Origin of the sequence: Arthrobacter sp. CAN_A214, from assembly GCF_015751955.1 — a bacterium.
Lineage (GTDB): Bacteria > Actinomycetota > Actinomycetes > Actinomycetales > Micrococcaceae > Arthrobacter_D.
On sequence record NZ_JADOUU010000035.1, the window covers coordinates 1 to 17,925 of the forward strand.

The 17,925-nt window shown below is 58.4% G+C and carries 19 protein-coding genes; 10 read left to right on the forward strand and 9 right to left on the reverse strand.

The features are described 5' to 3' along the window. Positions 1-262: 262 nt before the first annotated feature. The 5 genes from IWX65_RS15780 to IWX65_RS15800 all read right to left on the reverse strand — a co-directional run bounded on the left by IWX65_RS15780 (position 263) and on the right by IWX65_RS15800 (position 6,254). Complete coding sequence (locus IWX65_RS15780; RefSeq protein ID WP_334683930.1) at positions 263-1,237, reverse strand: tripartite tricarboxylate transporter substrate binding protein; 975 nt, start codon at positions 1,235-1,237, stop codon at positions 263-265. Between the two features lie 141 nt (positions 1,238-1,378). Continuing rightward, positions 1,379-2,932 (reverse strand): tripartite tricarboxylate transporter permease, encoded by a 1,554-nt coding sequence (locus IWX65_RS15785; RefSeq protein WP_196884373.1) that lies wholly within the window; start codon positions 2,930-2,932, stop codon positions 1,379-1,381. A 9-nt stretch (positions 2,933-2,941) separates the two neighbouring features. Further along, positions 2,942-3,484 carry a tripartite tricarboxylate transporter TctB family protein gene (locus tag IWX65_RS15790; protein ID WP_334683926.1) on the reverse strand — a complete coding sequence of 181 codons (543 nt, stop codon included), beginning with the start codon at positions 3,482-3,484 and terminating at the stop codon, positions 2,942-2,944. A gap of 365 nt (positions 3,485-3,849) precedes the next feature. Continuing rightward, positions 3,850-5,094 carry a hypothetical protein gene (locus IWX65_RS15795; RefSeq protein WP_196884374.1) on the reverse strand — a complete coding sequence of 415 codons (1,245 nt, stop codon included), beginning with the start codon at positions 5,092-5,094 and terminating at the stop codon, positions 3,850-3,852. Between the two features lie 242 nt (positions 5,095-5,336). Further along, on the reverse strand, positions 5,337-6,254 hold the full coding sequence (locus IWX65_RS15800) for a LysR family transcriptional regulator (RefSeq protein WP_196884375.1): 918 nt from the start codon (positions 6,252-6,254) through the stop codon (positions 5,337-5,339). Positions 6,255-6,380: 126 nt separating this feature from the next. Between IWX65_RS15800 and IWX65_RS15805 the strand changes: the two genes are divergently transcribed. The 6 genes from IWX65_RS15805 (at position 6,381) to IWX65_RS15830 (ending at position 11,833) form a co-directional block, all read left to right on the forward strand. Continuing rightward, a complete protein-coding gene (locus IWX65_RS15805) occupies positions 6,381-7,301 on the forward strand; it encodes a CoA transferase subunit A (protein WP_196884376.1) in 921 nt (306 codons plus the stop codon). Further along, on the forward strand, positions 7,298-8,101 hold the full coding sequence (locus IWX65_RS15810) for a CoA-transferase subunit beta (protein ID WP_196884377.1): 804 nt from the start codon (positions 7,298-7,300) through the stop codon (positions 8,099-8,101). Before IWX65_RS15805 ends, IWX65_RS15810 begins: the two co-directional genes overlap by 4 nt. Before the next feature lie 30 nt (positions 8,102-8,131). Beyond that, positions 8,132-8,905, forward strand: coding sequence for an SDR family oxidoreductase (locus IWX65_RS15815; RefSeq protein WP_196884378.1), 774 nt, complete (start codon positions 8,132-8,134; stop codon positions 8,903-8,905). Positions 8,906-8,970: 65 nt separating this feature from the next. Next, complete coding sequence (locus IWX65_RS15820) at positions 8,971-10,179, forward strand: thiolase family protein (protein ID WP_196884379.1); 1,209 nt, start codon at positions 8,971-8,973, stop codon at positions 10,177-10,179. Further along, on the forward strand, positions 10,179-10,955 hold the full coding sequence (locus IWX65_RS15825; protein ID WP_196884380.1) for an enoyl-CoA hydratase/isomerase family protein: 777 nt from the start codon (positions 10,179-10,181) through the stop codon (positions 10,953-10,955). The genes IWX65_RS15820 and IWX65_RS15825 overlap by 1 nt, the downstream gene beginning before the upstream one ends. Continuing rightward, positions 10,952-11,833, forward strand: coding sequence for a 3-hydroxyacyl-CoA dehydrogenase family protein (locus IWX65_RS15830; RefSeq protein WP_334683927.1), 882 nt, complete (start codon positions 10,952-10,954; stop codon positions 11,831-11,833). The genes IWX65_RS15825 and IWX65_RS15830 overlap by 4 nt, the downstream gene beginning before the upstream one ends. 66 nt (positions 11,834-11,899) lie before the next feature. Here the strand turns inward: IWX65_RS15830 and IWX65_RS15835 are convergent, their stop codons facing one another. From IWX65_RS15835 to IWX65_RS15850, 4 genes are read right to left on the reverse strand one after another with little or no spacing between them, the layout of a single operon-like run. Next, complete coding sequence (locus IWX65_RS15835; RefSeq protein ID WP_196884381.1) at positions 11,900-13,081, reverse strand: acyl-CoA dehydrogenase family protein; 1,182 nt, start codon at positions 13,079-13,081, stop codon at positions 11,900-11,902. After that, positions 13,074-13,568 (reverse strand): acyl-CoA thioesterase, encoded by a 495-nt coding sequence (locus tag IWX65_RS15840; protein ID WP_334683928.1) that lies wholly within the window; start codon positions 13,566-13,568, stop codon positions 13,074-13,076. Before IWX65_RS15840 ends, IWX65_RS15835 begins: the two co-directional genes overlap by 8 nt. Before the next feature lie 2 nt (positions 13,569-13,570). Continuing rightward, positions 13,571-14,314: a 3-oxoacyl-ACP reductase FabG gene (gene fabG / locus IWX65_RS15845; RefSeq protein WP_196884383.1), complete on the reverse strand. Its 744-nt coding sequence runs from the start codon at positions 14,312-14,314 to the stop codon at positions 13,571-13,573. A gap of 19 nt (positions 14,315-14,333) precedes the next feature. Further along, positions 14,334-15,128, reverse strand: a complete 795-nt coding sequence (locus IWX65_RS15850; protein ID WP_334683929.1) for an enoyl-CoA hydratase/isomerase family protein — start codon at positions 15,126-15,128, stop codon at positions 14,334-14,336. A gap of 452 nt (positions 15,129-15,580) precedes the next feature. Between IWX65_RS15850 and IWX65_RS15855 the strand changes: the two genes are divergently transcribed. The 4 genes from IWX65_RS15855 (at position 15,581) to IWX65_RS15870 (ending at position 17,653) form a co-directional block, all read left to right on the forward strand. Continuing rightward, the gene (locus IWX65_RS15855) at positions 15,581-16,165 is read left to right on the forward strand and encodes a recombinase family protein (protein WP_196884385.1); all 585 of its coding nucleotides are present in this window, start codon (positions 15,581-15,583) and stop codon (positions 16,163-16,165) included. Continuing rightward, entirely contained in the window at positions 16,162-16,761 is a 600-nt protein-coding gene (locus IWX65_RS15860) for a M48 family metalloprotease (protein ID WP_196884386.1), read from the forward strand. Before IWX65_RS15855 ends, IWX65_RS15860 begins: the two co-directional genes overlap by 4 nt. Before the next feature lie 83 nt (positions 16,762-16,844). After that, complete coding sequence (locus IWX65_RS15865) at positions 16,845-17,144, forward strand: hypothetical protein (protein WP_196884387.1); 300 nt, start codon at positions 16,845-16,847, stop codon at positions 17,142-17,144. A gap of 23 nt (positions 17,145-17,167) precedes the next feature. Continuing rightward, on the forward strand, positions 17,168-17,653 hold the full coding sequence (locus tag IWX65_RS15870; RefSeq protein ID WP_196884388.1) for a hypothetical protein: 486 nt from the start codon (positions 17,168-17,170) through the stop codon (positions 17,651-17,653). Positions 17,654-17,925 lie beyond the last annotated feature (272 nt).

Here is a 17,925-nt window from a genome sequence, read left to right on the forward strand (position 1 = left end):
CTCGGCTTCCGTAACCTCACCAATTACATCGCCCGCAGCCTGCTCGAATCAGGCGGCTTCAGACCCCACCTACACCCTCAATTACGATGAGCCGGGGAACTCCCGTGCCCACGGCCGCACCAAGATACAGAAGGTCGCGGCGGACCGCCCTCGCGAGGCGCCGCGACCTCCGTTTCTTCAATGTCTAATCAAAATACTCGACTAAGCTAAATGGGTGGTTTTATCGTCGTTAACCGAGTCGACGAGACACGATTTTTCCGCGTCAGTTAGAATTCTCTTCCTCTAGTACTACCCCGATCTTGTCGTAAGAACTTTCGATAATTTCACGGAAGTCCTCTGGCCCCGCATATGCGGGTTCCACTCCGATGTTTGCGAATTGCTCGATTACCTCGGGATCTTCCAGTGCCTGAGAGAAGGCCTCGTCTAGAGTGTTAAGGGTTTCTTCGCAGATGCCTGCCGGAGCCGCCAATCCGGTAAAGACGTCGTATTCCACGTCTGGCCAAGTTTCCGAGGCGAGCGGTATATCTTCGTATCCCGGGATCGGGCTGCTACCGACGTTAACGAGGGCGCGCACTGTGCCGGCCTCCATTTGTGCCATTCCTTCAAAAGACTGTACTGCCGCGCCCTGGACGTGTCCTCCGAGCAGTGCGGTGATAGAGGGGGCTGCGCCTTCGAAAGGGATGTTTTCCGTTTCAATTTCCGCAGCGGATGACAGCGCCGTCATCGCAACGCTAGCGGTACCAAGAGTATTAGCGCTACCGTATTTGAACCCGGGGTTTTCTTTCATGTACGTCAGCCAGTCATCGAGGGTTTTCCAGGGCGCGTCCTCCTTTACAAGGAGGACCTGCGGTGAAGACACTGCCTGCACCACGGGCTGCAGAGCGTCCACTTCGTATGGCGTCTCGGGCAGGTGGGGCTGTATTGCCAAACCTGTACTGGTGACCGCAGCCAAGGTGTAACCGTCCGGTTCTGCATTAGCGACTCCGGCAATGCCAAGCGTAGAAGAAGCGCCCGGTTTATTGGTTACAATCACCGATGCTTCGTTCGGAAGATGGGTTTGAACGGCATTTGCTAGTGCCCTTGCGACGGTGTCTGTTCCACCACCTGCAGCGTATGGGACAACAATTTCTATTGTCTTTGAAGGGAAATTATCGCCTTCACATTCACCGGACCCGGAAGTGGCTGCCTGGGAACCTCCTAGGTTGGACCCGGAGCACCCCGCCAAAGTGAGAGCCATAATAAGCACCGGACCTATAGTTTTTCTTTTCAATGCATTCCCCTTTTGTTCGTTGTTTGAAAAAACGTTTGTAGGTTATGAGAGTATTCCATTGGCCGCCCATAAGAAATGCGTGCCTTATCTTCCCGGTGTCCCGAGGAGTCAGTCATCCTTCGTCGCCTGCGCCTCCCTTCCATTTTCAGTGACTTTGTTTGGTTCGTGAGGAAGTTGGTGACGACGGTGCTTCCATAGTTTCTGGATAACTGGCAAAAGGGCCACGACGAGAAACATTGCAATTAATGTAGCCGAGATTGGGCGGGTGAGAAATCCGGTAGCGTCGCCGTCGAAGATTCTCATGGATTGGCGAAATGAGCTTTCAAGCAGTCCGCCGAGAACATATGCCAGCACCAGCGGTCCGGCGTCAAAGCCGAATTTTTTCATCAGATAGCCGAGGACGCCGAAGATGATTACCAGCATCATGTCAAAGGTGCTGTTATTGATCGTGTAGACACCCAGTAGGGTAATGAGTGCGGTAATCGGTGCAAGAATACCTTCGCGCACCCGTAGAATTTTGACGAAGATTCCAACGAGGGGGATGCTCATTATCAGCAGCAGAATATTCCCAATGAACATCGAGCTGATCACTCCCCAGAACAGATCTGGTTGGTCGGAGACGAGCTGCGGACCAGGGGTGATGCCCTGGATCAGTAGAGCACCCAGCATGATCGCCATAGTGGCGTTGGCTGGGATGCCTAGGGTGAGTAGTGGGATGAACGATGACGTTGCTGCCGCATTGTTTGCCGTCTCCGGCCCCGCAACTCCTTCGATGGCTCCGCGGCCGAATCTTTCGGGTTCCTTCGCACGCCGCTTTTCAATGGAGTAGGCGACCATGGAAGATAACGTGGCGCCGCCGCCCGGAAGGACTCCCAGTGCGAAGCCAAGAACAGAGCCGCGCCCGATGGCGCCGGAGGCCTGTTTGAGATCCTTACGAGATGGCCAGACGTTGGCCACTTTGGCGGGTGCGGAGACTTTATTGTGTCGTTGTTCGATGTTATAGATAATTTCGCCGAGGCCGAAGACTCCCATCGCGATGGCAATGAACCCGATGCCTTCCATGAGTGCCAGGTTGCCGAAGGTGAACCGTGGGGTGCCGGTGAAGATGTCTCGGCCCACAGTCGCCAGTAGCAGTCCGACTGTGGCTGCAATGACGGATTTAAGCTTGTGCCCGTTGCCGACGGTTGCGACTAGGAGTACACCAAGAGCTGTCATGGCTGCGTATTCCGGCGGCCCGAAGTCCAAGGCATACCCGGCTACGATCGGAGCAAATAGCGCTAGTCCGAAAATCGCCAAGGTGCCGCCGATGAAGGATCCGATAGCTGAGATGCCGAGTGCAGTGCCCGCTTTTCCCTGCTTGGCGAGGGCGTAACCATCGAAAACCGTCACCACAGTGGACGCCTCCCCCGGCAGTCGGAGCAGTACCGAAGTAATGGTTCCTCCGTACTGGGCACCGTAGTAGATTCCCGCCAGCATGATGATGGCCGTCACCGGTTCCATACCGTAACTCAACGGCAGCAGGATGGCGATCGTGGCGGTTGGGCCGAGCCCAGGGAGCACGCCGATCAACATTCCGATGGTTACCCCGACGAAACAGTAGAGCAAGTTCGTCGGCTGAGCGACGACGCCGAATCCATTAATCATCGGATCGAGAAAGTCCATATTAATTCCTTAAAACAAATGCGGCAGTGGAACGCCAAGTAAGAGGACGAAGATGATGTAGAAAGCAGCGACGATAGTGAAGCTGAGCAGCGAAGACATTCGCCACGTTTCCTTGCCGAGAAATCTAAGCCAGACGAAGGTCAGCACCAGAGAGGGAATCTCGAAACCGATTACCGGAAGCAAAAACACAAAACATACAAGACCTGCCGTTCCCGCAAGAACAGCCCAACTGGAACTGGAGAACTTTTCGACGTCGATGATGCGCCGCGCAAACAGGGCCAGAGCCACCGAGAGGGAGATCAATACGACGGAGAGAATAAACGGCCACATACCGCTGCCGGGCTCCGCTGGCGTCCCCAGCCCGAGCGCGAGGGCTCCCGTCATGCAACTTAGCCCAATGGCGCCCACTAGGACCGCGCTGAACACATTCGCCATCGGTCCGGCTGTCGGCTTGTCATGTTCCCACAGGGCGGAGGCCTCTTCGGACGGCAGATCAACGTGAAATGGATCCTTATCTCCAGGACCGCTTACATTACTATTCCGGGAAATCACCTAGCGCCACCCTTCAAGCACCGCACTGATCAGAGGCTGCCTTCGACCCGTGGAGCGGTGTACCGAGTGACGGTCGTTGACCGGCGGGCTGTAGAGCCAACCGAGGGCAGTACATGGCGTCTTTGGCATCCCTTGTTCCTTCGAGCTTGGCGACTGCAACCCGTCCCTCAGGATCGAGACCGGCACTACTGCATGGACCGGCAGAAGCGGATTCGCTAAAGGGCGGTTGGTGAGCTACGTGATGTGGATCACCATGGGTTCTTGCTGCCCCTAAGACTGGCAGCCCCCTACCGATAAAGTCCAATACTCAATTCGTACAAGAGTCGGAAGATTTTTTTATAACCCAGACGGGACTGTCCGGCATGTCATATCCGAATGAGGACTTCGCATAGCAGTAGCGCGGGGTAGGCCATGCCTATGACGAAGAGAAGGTACGGCAGGTTTCCACGCACGATCGCCAAAGCGTCTATTCCATATCTGCCACCAAGATGCAGCAGCAACCCGGACAGGGGTCCCACCGGTATGGAACAGCCCCATCCGATCATGGCTGCCAAGGCAAATAGAGTCGGATCAGGATTCAACTGGGCGACCAATGCAGCCAGCACGGCCACCGAGACAACCGGATGCACGCCTACTAGCGCGAGTGCTGCCGTCGCGACAATGCAAAGCCAGGCTTCAAACACGCCAAACACCTCGACAGGCATGTGCACGGGGGTCACTGACAGCAATGCTTGGCAGCCCACGGCTAACAACCCGGCGGAAGCAAACAGGGTAAGTTCGCCATAATGCTTGGGTATGTGGTGCGTTGCGTGTTCGCTGAATCGTCGATACCCCTCTTGGTATCCGCGGACACCGAGAACTACGGCAGTGACAACGAGGGAACACACCAACACAAGTTTTGCCACGGGAATTTCCGGCGCCAGAAAATGCAGTAGGACGATCAGGACCACCATGGCCAAGGGGACCTCAAGCAACTGTCGGCTTAGCGCGTAGCCCTGGTATTCCGCCAGTCGCTCACCTAGGCGCCGCGCGGCAGACTCCGAAGTGAACGCGATGGCTACTCCCGCCAAGGCTGCTCCGCACACCATAATAATTCGGATTTCCGCTTCCGGTGCGTAGATAAGAGCGGCCGCGGATGCCGCCCAAAACGGCGACCAGAATGAACCCGTGGAAAATGCGCGCGAGATCAACAACGCATCTGTTATCTGCAAAGGTCTGCGTTGGCGCAGTTGATCGGCAGCCGAGCCAACGACGGTGATGTTGATTATCGAGCCAAGCAGGTGCACTACGCCGGTGGTTCGCCAGACAGCAGCGCGGCCGGAAAGGCGGGGCTGCGCAAGGCCTTCCGTCCGTGTAATGAGTTGCAGAAAGGAGACTGCGGCAATCATGCCAATCAATGTTTGATTCACTGACAGCACTTCCATTGGGTCGAAAGCATGGCCACGGGTCAACGCCGCGGAATACGCGGCTGCGCCTACACCAATCAAGATGCCTGAGACCAACCTGACCGGCGCCGACACCATGGTGAGGCCCACAACGGCACCGCCGATCATCAACACACCTGCAATCTGGCTGGCCTGGGGCACGAACAGCGATACGCTGACGGCCACCAGCAGGAGATTCAGCAGTAGACCAAAAATACGTCGGCGGCTAAACGTGATTCTCCCTCCTCGCGGGAATGCGCTCCTCCACCGCTTCCCCGCCCTCTTCCAAACTAGTGGGTGAAATAGGTACGGAGACTTCGGGCGGTCGGTCTTTGCTGCTGTCGAGTTCTACTCTGCCTTCCGCACCGATGGAGAGTGTACCTCTGCCTTGAATTCCGCCCTGTACAGCGCGTGATCTGAGAACCTGCTTATGAATGGTTTGGTGTTGTCTCTCTCCGCGGCGTGGGCAAAACCCGTTCCGCAATATCCAGAACGGCCCGCACCGCTGGCGAGGAGTTGTCCTTGCGCCACGCCAGGACGGCGGCGAGATCCGGGATGTTGCCGTTTAACTGACGGTAAACCAACCCGGGCGTATCGATGTGCTGAACAGAGGAAACGGTAAGGGTGACACCGACCCCTGCGGCCACAAGACTCAGAATTGTGTAGGAGTCAGGGGCCTCCTGCATGATCTGCGGGGTAAACCCTGCAATCATCGCCTGATGGACTAAAGCATCCCGCACACTTGACCCACGATTGCCGGGGAACGTGACGAAAGGTTCTGATGCCAGATCTGAGATGTTGATCGTTTCCTGGGCAGCAAGCCTGTGATCGGATGGTAGCGCAGCCACCAATGTCTCGTAGTCAAAAATTCTCGTTGCTATAGCAGGATTCATCACTGGGAGGCGGCAGAATCCGATATCCACCTGTCCCGCCACAATCTCCCCGAGTGCTGCGCCAGCATAGGTTTGCCCCTGCAGAATCAATTCAACACCAGGTTGTTCGGCACGAACGGCTCGCGCCAGTTTGGGTAGGACGTTGCGGCTGCTGGCACCCGCGAATCCAATGACCACGCGGCCCACAATTTCGGAAGTGCCAAGAATTGCGGCTCTTTTTGCGAGGTCTACGTCTGCAATAACTTGGCGGGCCGGTTGCAGGAGGGCGTGTCCAGCCTCGCTCAAAATGACGGAGCGGGTATTCCTATGGAACAGTACAACGTCGAGTTCCTTCTCCAGCTGGCGGATCTGTTGACTTAGTGCAGGCTGAGCCATGTGGAGACGGGCGGCGGCCCGACCAAAGTGCAGTTCCTCTGCTGTAGCAATAAATCCGACGAGATGCCTGAACTCCATAGCTGCCTCCTGAACGTTTGATAAGCACAATGCATAACATGAGTCTACTTTGAGTATTGGACGTATATGGATCACAGGATGCAAGCTTGGACAACCAAAGCTTGCAGTAGTGAAGGGCATCACATAATGACCAATAAGCGGTTCAGTCTGCACGACGCAGTCGCCCAGTTTGTTTCTGACGGCGAAGTTCTGGCGTTGGAGGGCTTCACGCACCTGATCCCTTACGCGGCCGGCCATGAAATTATCCGGCAGGGTGTCCGCAATCTCACGTTAGTACGCATGACCCCAGATATCGTCGCCGACCAACTGGTGGGCGCCGGGTGCGTCAGCAAGCTGGTTTTCGCGTTTACCGGCAACAGTTCGGTTGGATCCCTGTATGCGATTCGACGCGCCGTTGAAGCCGGCAGCAGCTCACCGATCGAGATTGAAGAATACAGCCACTACGGTTTGCTTGCCCGCTACCAGGCCGGCGCCTCCGGCGTTCCGTTCATGCCCATCCGTTCCTACGCCGGTAGCGACCTTCCGAAGGTCAACCCGAACTTAAGGAGGGTCGTTTCTCCTTTTGACAGTGACGTTGAAACGTATGTGGTTCCTCCGCTCAACCCCGACGTTGCGATCGTTCACGCCCAACGGGCTGACCTCAGCGGCAATGTCCAGAGCTGGGGAATTTTGGGTCCGCAGCAGGAGGCGGCGTTCGCATCGAGGAAAACGATCGTTCTTGTTGAGGAGATTGTCGATGACGGTGTTATCCGCTCGGATCCAAACCGCACCATCATTCCTGGGTTCGCCGTTGACGCCGTCGTTGAATGCGGTTACGGCGCCCACCCGTCATTCGCTCAGGGATACTACGACCGCGACAATGATTTCTACCGGGCCTGGTCTGACATTAGTAAGGATCCGCAGAAACTGGAGCAGTGGATACAGGAATGGATTCACGACGTCGGAAGCCATTCGGGCTACCTCAGCAAACTCGGTAGCAACTTCTTCGAGCGGCTGACTCCGGCCCCGCGCTTTTCCACGCCAGTTAACTATGGAAGCGTCCTATGACCACGAAACAGACGGACAGCATCGAGGATGAGGCACGCGACACCTATACAGCAAGCGAGCTCCTGGCAACTGTCAGTTGCCGCCTGCTACAGGGCAAACGGAGGGTATTTGCCGGGATCGGGCTGCCGACTCTTGCCGTCGCCCTCGCTCAGAAGTCCAGCTCACCGGACATAGAGCAGATCTACGAATCGGGAGTCTGCGGAGCCCACCCACCACGGCTTCCGGAGACAATAGCAGATGCCTCCCTGGCCACCGGGGCCGAGGCAATTCTTACCATGCCGGTGCTCTTCGGATACGTACTTCAAGGAGGCTGGATCGACGTCGGTTTCCTGGGCGCGGCGCAGATTGACCGTCATGGGAGCCTGAACACCACCGTGATCGGTCCATGGGACAATCCAAAAGTCCGTCTGCCCGGATCCGGTGGCGCCGTGGAGGTCATGGCAAATTCGCACGAGGTTTTCGTTGTTTTGCGCAGACATAATCCCGCGTCTTTTGTCGATAAGTTGGATTTCTGCACCAGCCCTTCCCTCGCGGCGGCGCGGAAAGCCGCACCAAAGGTCCCCACGCGCGGATTGGGCGTCACCACGGTGATCACCGATCTCGGCGTACTCAAGATGGATGAAACCGGCGAATTGTGTCTGGCCTCGGTGCACGAAGGCGTGACTGTTGAACGAGTGCGCGCGGCGACCGGCTGGCCGCTGCGGCTGATGGAGAGCATCACCATAACCGCCGCGCCCACAAAGGAGGAACTCCGTATGCTCCGTGAGGAGATAGATCCTTCCAGGGTTTACCTCCGCTGATCCCGACAATCCAGGTAAAGGCTCACATCCATGTTGCCCCCGAATACTTTTCACGGTCACACAGCTTTGGTAACCGGTGGCAGCAATGGCATTGGATTGGCCATCGCGCTTAGCCTCTCCCGCCTGGGCGCGAACGTCGCCATCGTTGGCCGGGATTCGGGCCGATTGGACGCAGCGGCCGAGGAACTGTCCAGAAACGGATCAACGGCTGCAGGCTACAGCGTTGATGTGCGCGACGCCGACGGAGTTCGCGAAACCATCGGTGAAATCTCCCGGAAGCTTGGAACCATTAGTCTGCTGGTGAATAACGCGGCCGGTAATTTTCGGGTGGATCCGTTGGATCTGAGTCCCAACGGGTGGCGCGCCGTCGTCGATATTGTTCTCAACGGCACCTGGAACGTCACCCAAGCGGTTGGCCGCAATGCCATTGAAGCCGGAATTCCGCTGTCCGTGGTCAACATCGGTACAACCGCCGCTCTGACGGGCAGTTCCAGTACAATCCATTCCGCCAGCGCCAAGAGCGGCGTGTTGACCATGACAAAGTCTCTCGCAGCTGCATGGGCCCAGCATGGAATACGGCTTAACACCCTTACCCCCGGCCTCACTGAGGGAACCGGCGGCGCAGATGTACTTTATGGGACACCTGACGAGCTGAAACGCCACCTCAGGGAAATCCCGCTCGGGCGGATTGCGACAAAAGACGAAATTTCTAATGCCTGCACATACCTGCTCAGCGACTTCGCCGGGTACATCACGGGAACAAACCTAATAATCGACGGCGGGCGCCAGCTCGCGGCCAAATAGGCGGGCAGGTAGCACATCGCCCGCACGTCATCCCCACATCGGGGTACATCAATTGAGGAGATATTATGGCTGAGGCATTTCTAGTAGGCGGGGCGCGCACCCCGGTTGGACGCTACGGTGGAGCGCTATCAGGAGTCCGCCCCGATGATCTGGCCGCGCTCACCATCAAAGAAGCGGTGGCCAGAGCCGGCGTAGACCCTGAAACCATCGATGAGGTGATCTTCGGCAACACCAACGGCGCCGGTGAGGAAAACCGCAACGTTGCGCGTATGGCCACGCTCCTTGCAGGGCTACCGGACACCGTCCCCGGGATCACCGTGAACCGACTCTGCGCGTCGGGCCTTTCGGCGATCATCATGGCTTCCCATATGATCAAGGCCGGCGCTGCGGACATTGTGGTTGCCGGCGGCGTCGAATCAATGAGCCGCGCACCCTGGGTTCAGGAAAAACCGACCAAGGCCTTCGCCCGGCCCGGCGAAATTTTCGACTCATCCATCGGTTGGCGTTTCGTCAACCCGATATTCAAGTCACAGGACAAAACCACCTTATCCATGCCGGCAACCGCGGAGGAAGTTGCCGCTGTGGACGCCATCTCCCGCGAGGATGCCGACGCTTTCGCGGTGCGCTCTCATGAAAAAGCACTCGCTGCGATCGATGGCGGCCGGTTCGCCGCGGAAATTGTCGCCGTGCCCACACCGCAAGGTAAAAAATCAGTCCTGGTGGACACCGATGAAGGCCCGCGATCCGGGACCACGTTGGAGGTTCTGGCCGGGCTGCGCCCCGTGGTGAAGCCGGGCGGAATTGTCACTGCCGGCAATGCGTCCAGTTTGAATGATGGAGCGTCAGCAATCATTGTCGCCTCCGAAGCCGCAATCCGGAAATTTGGGCTAACTCCGCGAGCCCGGATTGTGGATGGCGGGTCCGCCGGAGTGCCGCCGGAAGTTATGGGCATCGGTCCGGTGCCCGCGACGCAGAAGATCCTTGCGCGCACCGGGTTGGGCATTGGGGACATCGGCGCCGTCGAGCTCAATGAAGCGTTTGCAACACAGTCGCTCGCCTGTATCCGGCGGTTGGGTCTCGATCCGGAGATTGTGAACAACGACGGCGGCGCTATTGCCCTTGGCCACGCTCTAGGATCTTCCGGATCCCGTCTCGTGATCACGCTGCTTGGCCGCATGGAACGTGAGTTGGCCGGCGGGCGCCGCCGGATCGGGCTGGCCACCATGTGTGTCGGCGTCGGCCAGGGTACGGCGCTGCTGGTCGAGGGAGTCTAATGGCGGAGACCTACACGACGCTTCGCGTCGAGGAGCACCGCGACCGGGTGCATGTGCGGTTGGACCGCCCGGAAGTCCGCAACGCCATTGACCACGTCATGGCGCAAGAACTGGACAGGGTCTGTGCCAGGTTAGAGGAAACGCCCAAAGTGCTGATCCTTTCCGGCACGCAGACGCCCTCGGGCGGAGTTTTCGCTTCCGGTGCGGACATCGCCGAGTTGCGGGAACGACGCCGGGATGAGGCTTTGGCTGGGATCAATTCCGGCGTCTTCACTCGTATTGCCAAGTTGCCCCTGCCCGTTATCGCCGCCCTGGACGGTTACGCGCTGGGCGGCGGGGCAGAGCTTGCCTACGCTGCTGATTTTCGGATTGGTACGCCGTCGCTGAAGATTGGCAACCCCGAAACCGGACTCGGCATCCTCGCCGCAGCCGGCGCATCGTGGCGCCTGCGTGAATTAGTGGGCGAACCGGTGGCCAAGGAAATGTTGCTTGCGGGACGCATCCTCGGAGCCGAGGAAGCCTTGGGGCTCCACCTGATCACCGAAATCCACCCTCCGGAGGAACTGATTCAGGCCGCCGATGCACTTGCTGACCGGATCTGTCGGCAGGATTCGTTGGCGGTGCGCATCACCAAGTCAGTGTTCCATACCCCCGTCGGGGCTCATCCGGTCATCGACCAGTTGGCTCAGGGAATCCTTTTTGAATCTGAGGCAAAATTTGATCGAATGCAGGAGTTTTTGAACAGGAAGAATTCAGATAGGAAGAGAACCCCATGAACGTTTCCAGTGTTGAGATGACAAACCCGGCTCGGATTCCCCTCATGGTAGGCGTGCTCGGTGGCGGAAGGATGGGCGCGGGAATAGCCCATGCTTTTGTGGCGACGGGGTCGACCGTTGTCGTCGTCGAGCGCGATGGTGAAGCCGCGGAAGCGGCGCGCGGGCGCGTTCTTGAAACCCTGAAAAAGAGCGTGGAGCGCGGCACCACCACCGAGACTCTGGAGACTCTCTCTACTCGGTTTTCTGTGTCCACCGACTACTCGACGTTTGCACAGTGCGGCCTCGTGGTGGAAGCGGTGCCGGAGGAATGGGAGCTCAAAACACGAGCACTCAGAGCCGTTGAGGATCAGCTGAAGGCGGATGCGTGGCTCGCTACGAATACGTCGTCACTGTCAGTGAGCGGACTGGCAGGCAACTTGCAGCGCCCGGAGCGTTTCGTGGGTTTACATTTTTTCAACCCGGTGCCTGCCTCCTTGCTCGTTGAAGTGGTGCTGGCCGAAGACACCTCCGCAGAATTGGCGGAGGCCTCCCGCGGCTGGGTCGAGGCGCTCGGCAAAACTCCCGTCGTCGTCAATGACGCACCGGGATTTGCCTCCTCGAGGCTTGGTGTTGTCATAGCCCTGGAGGCCATCCGCATGGTTGAACAGGGTGTTGCCACAGCTGAGGACATCGACGCAGCGATGGTACTGGGCTATAAGCATCCTGTTGGGCCACTAAGGCTGACGGATATTGTAGGCCTCGACGTGCGCCTCGGGATTGCTGAATACCTAAGCTCCACCCTCGGCGAAAGATTCTCCCCGCCGCAACTCCTGCGCGACATGGTGGAGCGCGGAGATCTGGGTCGGAAGTCCGGAACAGGTTTCTACAGCTGGAGCTAAGAGACCGCACTTCTGCATTAGGGAAGGTTCTGGGCCGGATTACCGGTACAGGACCTTCCCTAATTTTTATGCAAAGGCGGATATACCGGTGATCTCACGTCCAACTATGAGGGACTGAATAGAATCGGTCCCTTCGTAGGTGTGCACAACTTCCATATCGGTCAGGTGGCGAGCCACTTGGTACTCAAGAAGCAGCCCGTTGCCTCCGAGAATGTCCCGCGCTTCAGCACAGATCCATCGACCCTTTTGGGAGGTGTGCATTTTTGCCAGGGAGGACATCGCCCCGGTGAGCATTCCCTGCTCTTGAAGCTCGGTTATCCGGAAGCAAATCAGTTGCATAGCCGTGAGTTCGGCCAGCATGTTGGCGAGCTTGTTCTGGACAAGCTGGAAGCTCGCGATCGGCTTTCCGAACTGGATTCGTTCCATAGCGTAGGCCAGCGCTGCCTCGTACGCAGCCATCGCATGTCCCAGCGATTCCCATGAGGCATTGCCCCTCGTCGCCATCAGAACGCGCCCCACGTCCTTGAAACTCGCAGACTCAACCAGCCGGTTCTCCGCAGGAATCCGGAGGTTATTGATGACTATGTCGGGCTGCCAAATAGCCCGTTTACCGATCTTTCCGGTGATTAACTCCGCCGTATAGCCTTCCGGATACGTCCCGTCCGGGTTCTTCTCCATGACGAAGCCCTTGACCTTCCGGTCGGCCTCGTCCCTCGCCCAAATGACGACGACGTCTGCAAAGTTTGCGTTGCCAATCCACCGCTTATTACCGTTGATCACCCACTGATCGCCGTCGCGGCGGGCTGTGGTTTCCAACGCCACCGAATCGGATCCGTGGTTGGGTTCTGTCAATGCGAAGGCTCCGATTTTTTTCAACCCTGCCATCTCCGGCAGCCACCGGTTCTTTTGATCCTCGCTGCCTAAGAGCGCTATGGAACCCATAGTCAGGCCAGACTGCACGCTCAAAAAGGTATTGACGCTGCCATCCACTCGTGACATTTCCAGTGAGACCATTGCAGATGCAAGGCGGCTCATTCCGGGGCAGCCGTAACCTTCGATCGTGGTCCCCACAATTCCCAGGTCAGCGATTTTCGGAATCAGCTCGAAGGGGAACTCTGCGCGGTCCCAGTAGTCATTAATTATCGGAAGGACTTCCTTCCGGGCGAAGTTCCGGACACGTTGCTGAACCTCGCGCTGTTCATCGTTCAGCGCGCCCTCAAGAAGGTAGAAGTCGGTCGAGTCAGTCATTCGTCTCTCCAATGTTGTTGGCTTCGTGGTCCAGCGTGGTGTAGCCGGTGAGATATGCGATTTCTTCGGCGTGCAACGCCCTGGGTCTGCCGGAACTCCTGTCGATGACAACGAGCACGGTACTTGCGCGGAAAACGGTATGCGTGTCCTGCGATGCCTCATAGGAAACAGTGAATGAGCTGGTGCCGATGCGACTGATAGCGAGGCATAGCTCCAACGCCGGCCCATAGGATATGGGTTTCAAAAAATCCACGTTGAGTGCAACCACGAACTTTGGGTGGCTGAAGCTCTCCACGCCTGCGGACGCGGCACGTCGGTTGAGCCAGAGCAGGCGTGCCTCCTCCATTAAGGTCACGACACGGGCATTGTTCACATGTCCATTGACGTCCTGATCTGACCACCGAACGGGTATCTCACAGCGGAAACGTCGCTGCGGCTGATCCGGGCCGTCGGCTGGGACGATGTTTCGATGCATTGATCGCGGCATTTCTAAATGTGCCTTCCACCCGTTATTTCCAGGACCGAACCGGTCATGTAGCTGGACATGCCGCTGGCGAGAAAGAGAATGACCTGTGCTACTTCCGCGGGTTCACCGAACCGCTTCATCGGAATTTCAGCCAATTTGGCGCTGAGTACCTCAGGTTTGAGGCTTTCTACAAGCTCGGTTCGGACGATGCCAGGTTGTACCGCATTCACGCGGATTCCCGCAAAACCCAACTCCTTCGCTGCTGCTTTGGTCAGGCCGATCATGCCAGCCTTTGCCGCGCTGTAATTGGTTTGTCCGGCCATGCCGACTTTTCCCGAGATGGAAGAAACGTTGACGATGGATCCTGCTGTGCCTTCGGTGCGCATGACGTCTGCTGCAGCTCTGGTTCCCAACCATGCGCCTTTGAGATGCACGCCAAGAACCGAGTCGAAATCTTCTTCGCGCATCTTTCGCATCGTCGCATCGCGCGTGAACCCCGCATTGTTAACCATCACATCGAGGGAACCAAACTTACTGACAGCAGCGTTCACCAAGTGGGTTACATCCGAGGATGACGTGACATCGCATTGCACCCCAATGCAGGAGTCACCGAGGTCCAGCTCCTCCAGTGCCAAATCCAGTCGACCGTGGTCCTTGTCCCCAATCACAATACTGCTGCCAGCCTGCGCCAGCGCTCTAGCCGAGGCCAGCCCGATACCCCCGGCTCCGCCCGTGATCACACTGGTCTTGTTCTCCAAAAGCCGCATTAGTAGATCCTCAATTTGTTTAGGTACCGGTGAACATCGCAGCGCGCCGCTGCTCAAAGGCAGCCTTTCCCTCAGCGAAGTCACTGGAGAAGTAAAGGGCTTCCTGCTCGCGCTGTTCGGCGGCGAATATCTGTTCCTTGTCCAGCAAGTTAACTCGGTAGACTGCTTTGATTGCGGCGATCGCCAAAGGCGCCCCGCTGGCAATCAGGTCCGCCTTATCGACGACTGCAACGTCCATCTCCTCCGCGGGCAACACCACGTCAGCTAAGCCAATCTTGAGGGCTTCCCCGGCGTCTATAGTGCGCGCTTCAAGCATGATCTGCTTCGCTTTCGCATAACCAACGCGAAGCCCTAACGTGTGCAGGATGCCGCCGTCCGGCATCAACCCAAGACGGGTGAACGGAAAGGAGAACATGGCATCGGTAGTCATGAAGATGTAGTCACAGGCGGTGGCTAGACTGCTGCCGAGGCCCACTGCCGGCCCAGTCAGCACTGCGATGGTTCCCTTTGGTGAATCCGAGAGCAATCCGATGAGGATCTGGATTTGCCTGAGGCGAGAAGCTGCCTCGCCCCTATCTTTGGGGGGCATGGCTCCGAGATCACCTCCGGAGCAGAAAAAACGTCCTGCTCCTTTGAGGATGATGACGCGGACACCTGGGTCCGCATTAGCTCGCTCGAGCTCCGCGATGAGCTCGACGCGCATCTGTGTGCTCAAGGCGTTCCGTCGCGGCGGATCGGTGAGAGTCACCTCCAGCCTGTGTCCTCGCCTATGTGTGTTGATAAATGCCAATCGGAACCTCCCATCCAGAAACACTGTGACAGATACGATTGAAAACTTCTAATACTCATTTATGAAGGAATTCATAGTAAATTTTTATCAATTTTGTTCCCACCTCACTCCTTCACAGTGTCGCCCTCGTGGTGGAGTCGATATTTCGAAACAGAACAGAACAGAGCGGGTCGGCGAGGGAACAGCTGGAATTAGGCGCGCCGGGACGAAATTGACGACCGTGCAGACGACTTCGGACATTCCGTGCAAACGACTTCGAAAAGTGACAGGCTTTGCTGTGTCTTCAGCGGTTCATGACTGCAGCACAAGCTGTATGCGGAACCCCTCGATGTCTCCGTGAGTTGGCGCGAGTTCTGCCACCCATCGGGTTGTGTCGCGGCGAGTACACCCAAACGCAACTGCGCAGAACGGCCCGAATCGCGTTGCTTCAGGGTCCTTTTCTGGCTTTTGCAACGTCAACGTGCGAGGGTCTAGACATGACGCAACATCGGGTGCAGCGCATCGGGTACGCCCGAGTCTCGACCCTTGACCAGAATCTCGCGCGACAGCTGGCCGCCCTCGGCGCTGTTGATCGCCTGTTCGAGGAGAAGCAATCCGGCGCGCAGCGGGCCGGCCGCGCTGCCCTGGCAGGGATGATCGAGTACGCCCGCCACGGCGACGTCGTCGTGGTGTCATCCATGGACCGGCTCGCCCGATCAGTGGTGGACCTTAATCAGATCGTGGGGGAGCTGACCGCGAAGGGTGTGACCGTGGAGTTCATCGCCGAACGGGTCAGGTTCACCCCTGGCGGCGCGGATCCGTTCGCAGAGTTCCAGCTGAACATCATGGCGTCCTTCGCGCAGCTTGAGCGAGCGATCACCAGGGAACGGCAAGCCGACGGTATTCGGGCAGCGAAGGAGCGCGGCGCCTACCAGGGCCGATCCCGCAAGCTCACCGATGACCAGCTGCTCGAGGCGCGGAACCTGATCGAGGCACGCGTTCCGAAGGCAGAGGTCGCCCGACGCCTGAACATCGACCGCACCACCCTGTACCGGGCGCTGGATCGGACGGCTCCCGGATGACAGCGCCACACGACCGGACAGCCGACGACGCCCTCTTACAGGAGGCCCGCGCCATCGTAGGGCGAGTCACGGCACAGGTAGGTCTTCCAACACCGGTGGTCGCCCTTGCCCCATCGGTGGGTAAACCAGGCGCACCACGGGCGAACGCCGAGTACAAGGCAATCCGCGGGGTGCCAACAATCAAAATCACCGAGTCGGCCATGCGAGAACTGCCGTTCGACGTCCTTAGGTTTTTGCTGACACACGAGCTGGGCCACTTCGCCAACGAGGCATGGTGGAAGCGGAAAACCCGTCAGTTCATGGCAGGAATGGGCTTCGCAGCACTCCTATTACTTGGGGGAGTGGTCGTGGGCCTCATCGCGGAAAGCTCCGGTGCCGGAGTGTTCCCTGGTCTGGCCATCGCCGCTGTCAGTCTGATCGTCGCGATTGCATCACCCTTCACCTACCTAGCGAACAGCCGCACGCATGAGTTGCGAGCGGATCTTTTCGCTGCACGCCAGCACGGCAACCTGTCGAGTGCTCGAGCTCTGTTCGCAGCATGGGACCGGGATGCACCAGAACCCACACAGCACCGACGCCTACGGCTTCACTTGTGACCGCATCCCTACCGTGCCACCAGGCTCACAGCCATCGAAGCTGAACTCACCCGGCAAGACCCGCCGGCGACCAGGAGAGCATGATGATCAGAATCATTCGCTGGTTGCTCACCTCGAGCATCCGGTACAGCTACCGGTTCGTCCGCGCTATCCTCCGGCTACCGCTACTGCTGCTGCCCATCCCGTCGCGGGTCCGCAATCAGATCGCCGGCGCCCTGGCGATCGCACTCTGGTTCTTCCTGCTGCTCTTCACGGTCGCCGCCTCCGACTCCCCGTGGTGGGCCGAGTGGCTAGTCATCGGTGCGGCCGCTCTGGTCATCGTCGGAGTGGTGCGGATGGAAGGCCGCCGGCCGATCGTCCGCCGAGCAGCGCGGGTCCGATGACGTCCTGGCAGAGATAGCAGGCAATGAGGAAGCGCAGGGGAGAAGCTAACCGGTTCTGGGAGAAAGTCGTCAAGGGCCCGCGGCCGAGCGACTGCTGGATCTGGACCGGCGCCGTAGCCGACGACGGCTACGGGCGGTTCTGGGTTACCAGGGACGACGAGCAACGCGCCCTGCGGCCGCAACGCTACGCCTACGAACACCTCACCGGCGAGACCCTGCACCCTGGCATCGCACTCATGCACGTCTGCGACGTCCCACTCTGCGTTCACGCCAGCACCGGGCCAGATACACACCTACTGCCCGGCACCCAGGCGCTGAACATGCTCGACCGGTCCCAGAAGGGCCGGCACGCCAACGCCTCGACCTTCCGATGGCGCGGTGTCGGCCGCGCCCAGTTCCGCGCCCAGTCGCTCACACTGCGCACAGCCCTCCTCGAGCACGGATGGAACGAGCCGATCATCCGGCCCCTGCTCACCGGCATCGACCCCGAAGCACCAACGCTCTTCTGACCACGGAAGGGCTCTCTCGACCATCGCCGTGTCAGGGCCGTGTTCTACGCTTCGTAGTGGAGTCCTGTCCGGGGTGTCCGTCGTACCCGACCTACTGTCGTTGGAGCATCATGCCTGATCGCTCGATACCACGGCGGAAAAAGATACCGCCGACAAGGAATCGAACACTCGGATCACGGTTACGTCCCGTGGAGTGGTGTAGTTCTCCGCTGTTGAGCGTTGCGTAGGCGACGTAGTGAGCCATCGTGCGATGGTCAGTGAGTACCGATCAA

What these genes read in the sequence shown, in the direction of transcription:
- IWX65_RS15780 (WP_334683930.1), bottom strand. Translation starts at nt 1,237, where the DNA reads ATGGCTCTCACTTTGGCGGGGTGCTCCGGGTCCAACCTAGGAGGTTCC.
- IWX65_RS15785 (WP_196884373.1), bottom strand. Translation starts at nt 2,932, where the DNA reads ATGGACTTTCTCGATCCGATGATTAATGGATTCGGCGTCGTCGCTCAG.
- IWX65_RS15800 (WP_196884375.1), bottom strand. Translation starts at nt 6,254, where the DNA reads ATGGAGTTCAGGCATCTCGTCGGATTTATTGCTACAGCAGAGGAACTG.
- IWX65_RS15805 (WP_196884376.1), top strand. Translation starts at nt 6,381, where the DNA reads ATGACCAATAAGCGGTTCAGTCTGCACGACGCAGTCGCCCAGTTTGTT.
- IWX65_RS15810 (WP_196884377.1), top strand. Translation starts at nt 7,298, where the DNA reads ATGACCACGAAACAGACGGACAGCATCGAGGATGAGGCACGCGACACC.
- IWX65_RS15815 (WP_196884378.1), top strand. Translation starts at nt 8,132, where the DNA reads ATGTTGCCCCCGAATACTTTTCACGGTCACACAGCTTTGGTAACCGGT.
- IWX65_RS15820 (WP_196884379.1), top strand. Translation starts at nt 8,971, where the DNA reads ATGGCTGAGGCATTTCTAGTAGGCGGGGCGCGCACCCCGGTTGGACGC.
- IWX65_RS15825 (WP_196884380.1), top strand. Translation starts at nt 10,179, where the DNA reads ATGGCGGAGACCTACACGACGCTTCGCGTCGAGGAGCACCGCGACCGG.
- IWX65_RS15830 (WP_334683927.1), top strand. Translation starts at nt 10,952, where the DNA reads ATGAACGTTTCCAGTGTTGAGATGACAAACCCGGCTCGGATTCCCCTC.
- IWX65_RS15835 (WP_196884381.1), bottom strand. Translation starts at nt 13,081, where the DNA reads ATGACTGACTCGACCGACTTCTACCTTCTTGAGGGCGCGCTGAACGAT.
- IWX65_RS15840 (WP_334683928.1), bottom strand. Translation starts at nt 13,568, where the DNA reads ATGCCGCGATCAATGCATCGAAACATCGTCCCAGCCGACGGCCCGGAT.
- fabG (WP_196884383.1), bottom strand. Translation starts at nt 14,314, where the DNA reads ATGCGGCTTTTGGAGAACAAGACCAGTGTGATCACGGGCGGAGCCGGG.
- IWX65_RS15855 (WP_196884385.1), top strand. Translation starts at nt 15,581, where the DNA reads ATGACGCAACATCGGGTGCAGCGCATCGGGTACGCCCGAGTCTCGACC.
- IWX65_RS15860 (WP_196884386.1), top strand. Translation starts at nt 16,162, where the DNA reads ATGACAGCGCCACACGACCGGACAGCCGACGACGCCCTCTTACAGGAG.
- IWX65_RS15865 (WP_196884387.1), top strand. Translation starts at nt 16,845, where the DNA reads ATGATCAGAATCATTCGCTGGTTGCTCACCTCGAGCATCCGGTACAGC.
- IWX65_RS15870 (WP_196884388.1), top strand. Translation starts at nt 17,168, where the DNA reads ATGAGGAAGCGCAGGGGAGAAGCTAACCGGTTCTGGGAGAAAGTCGTC.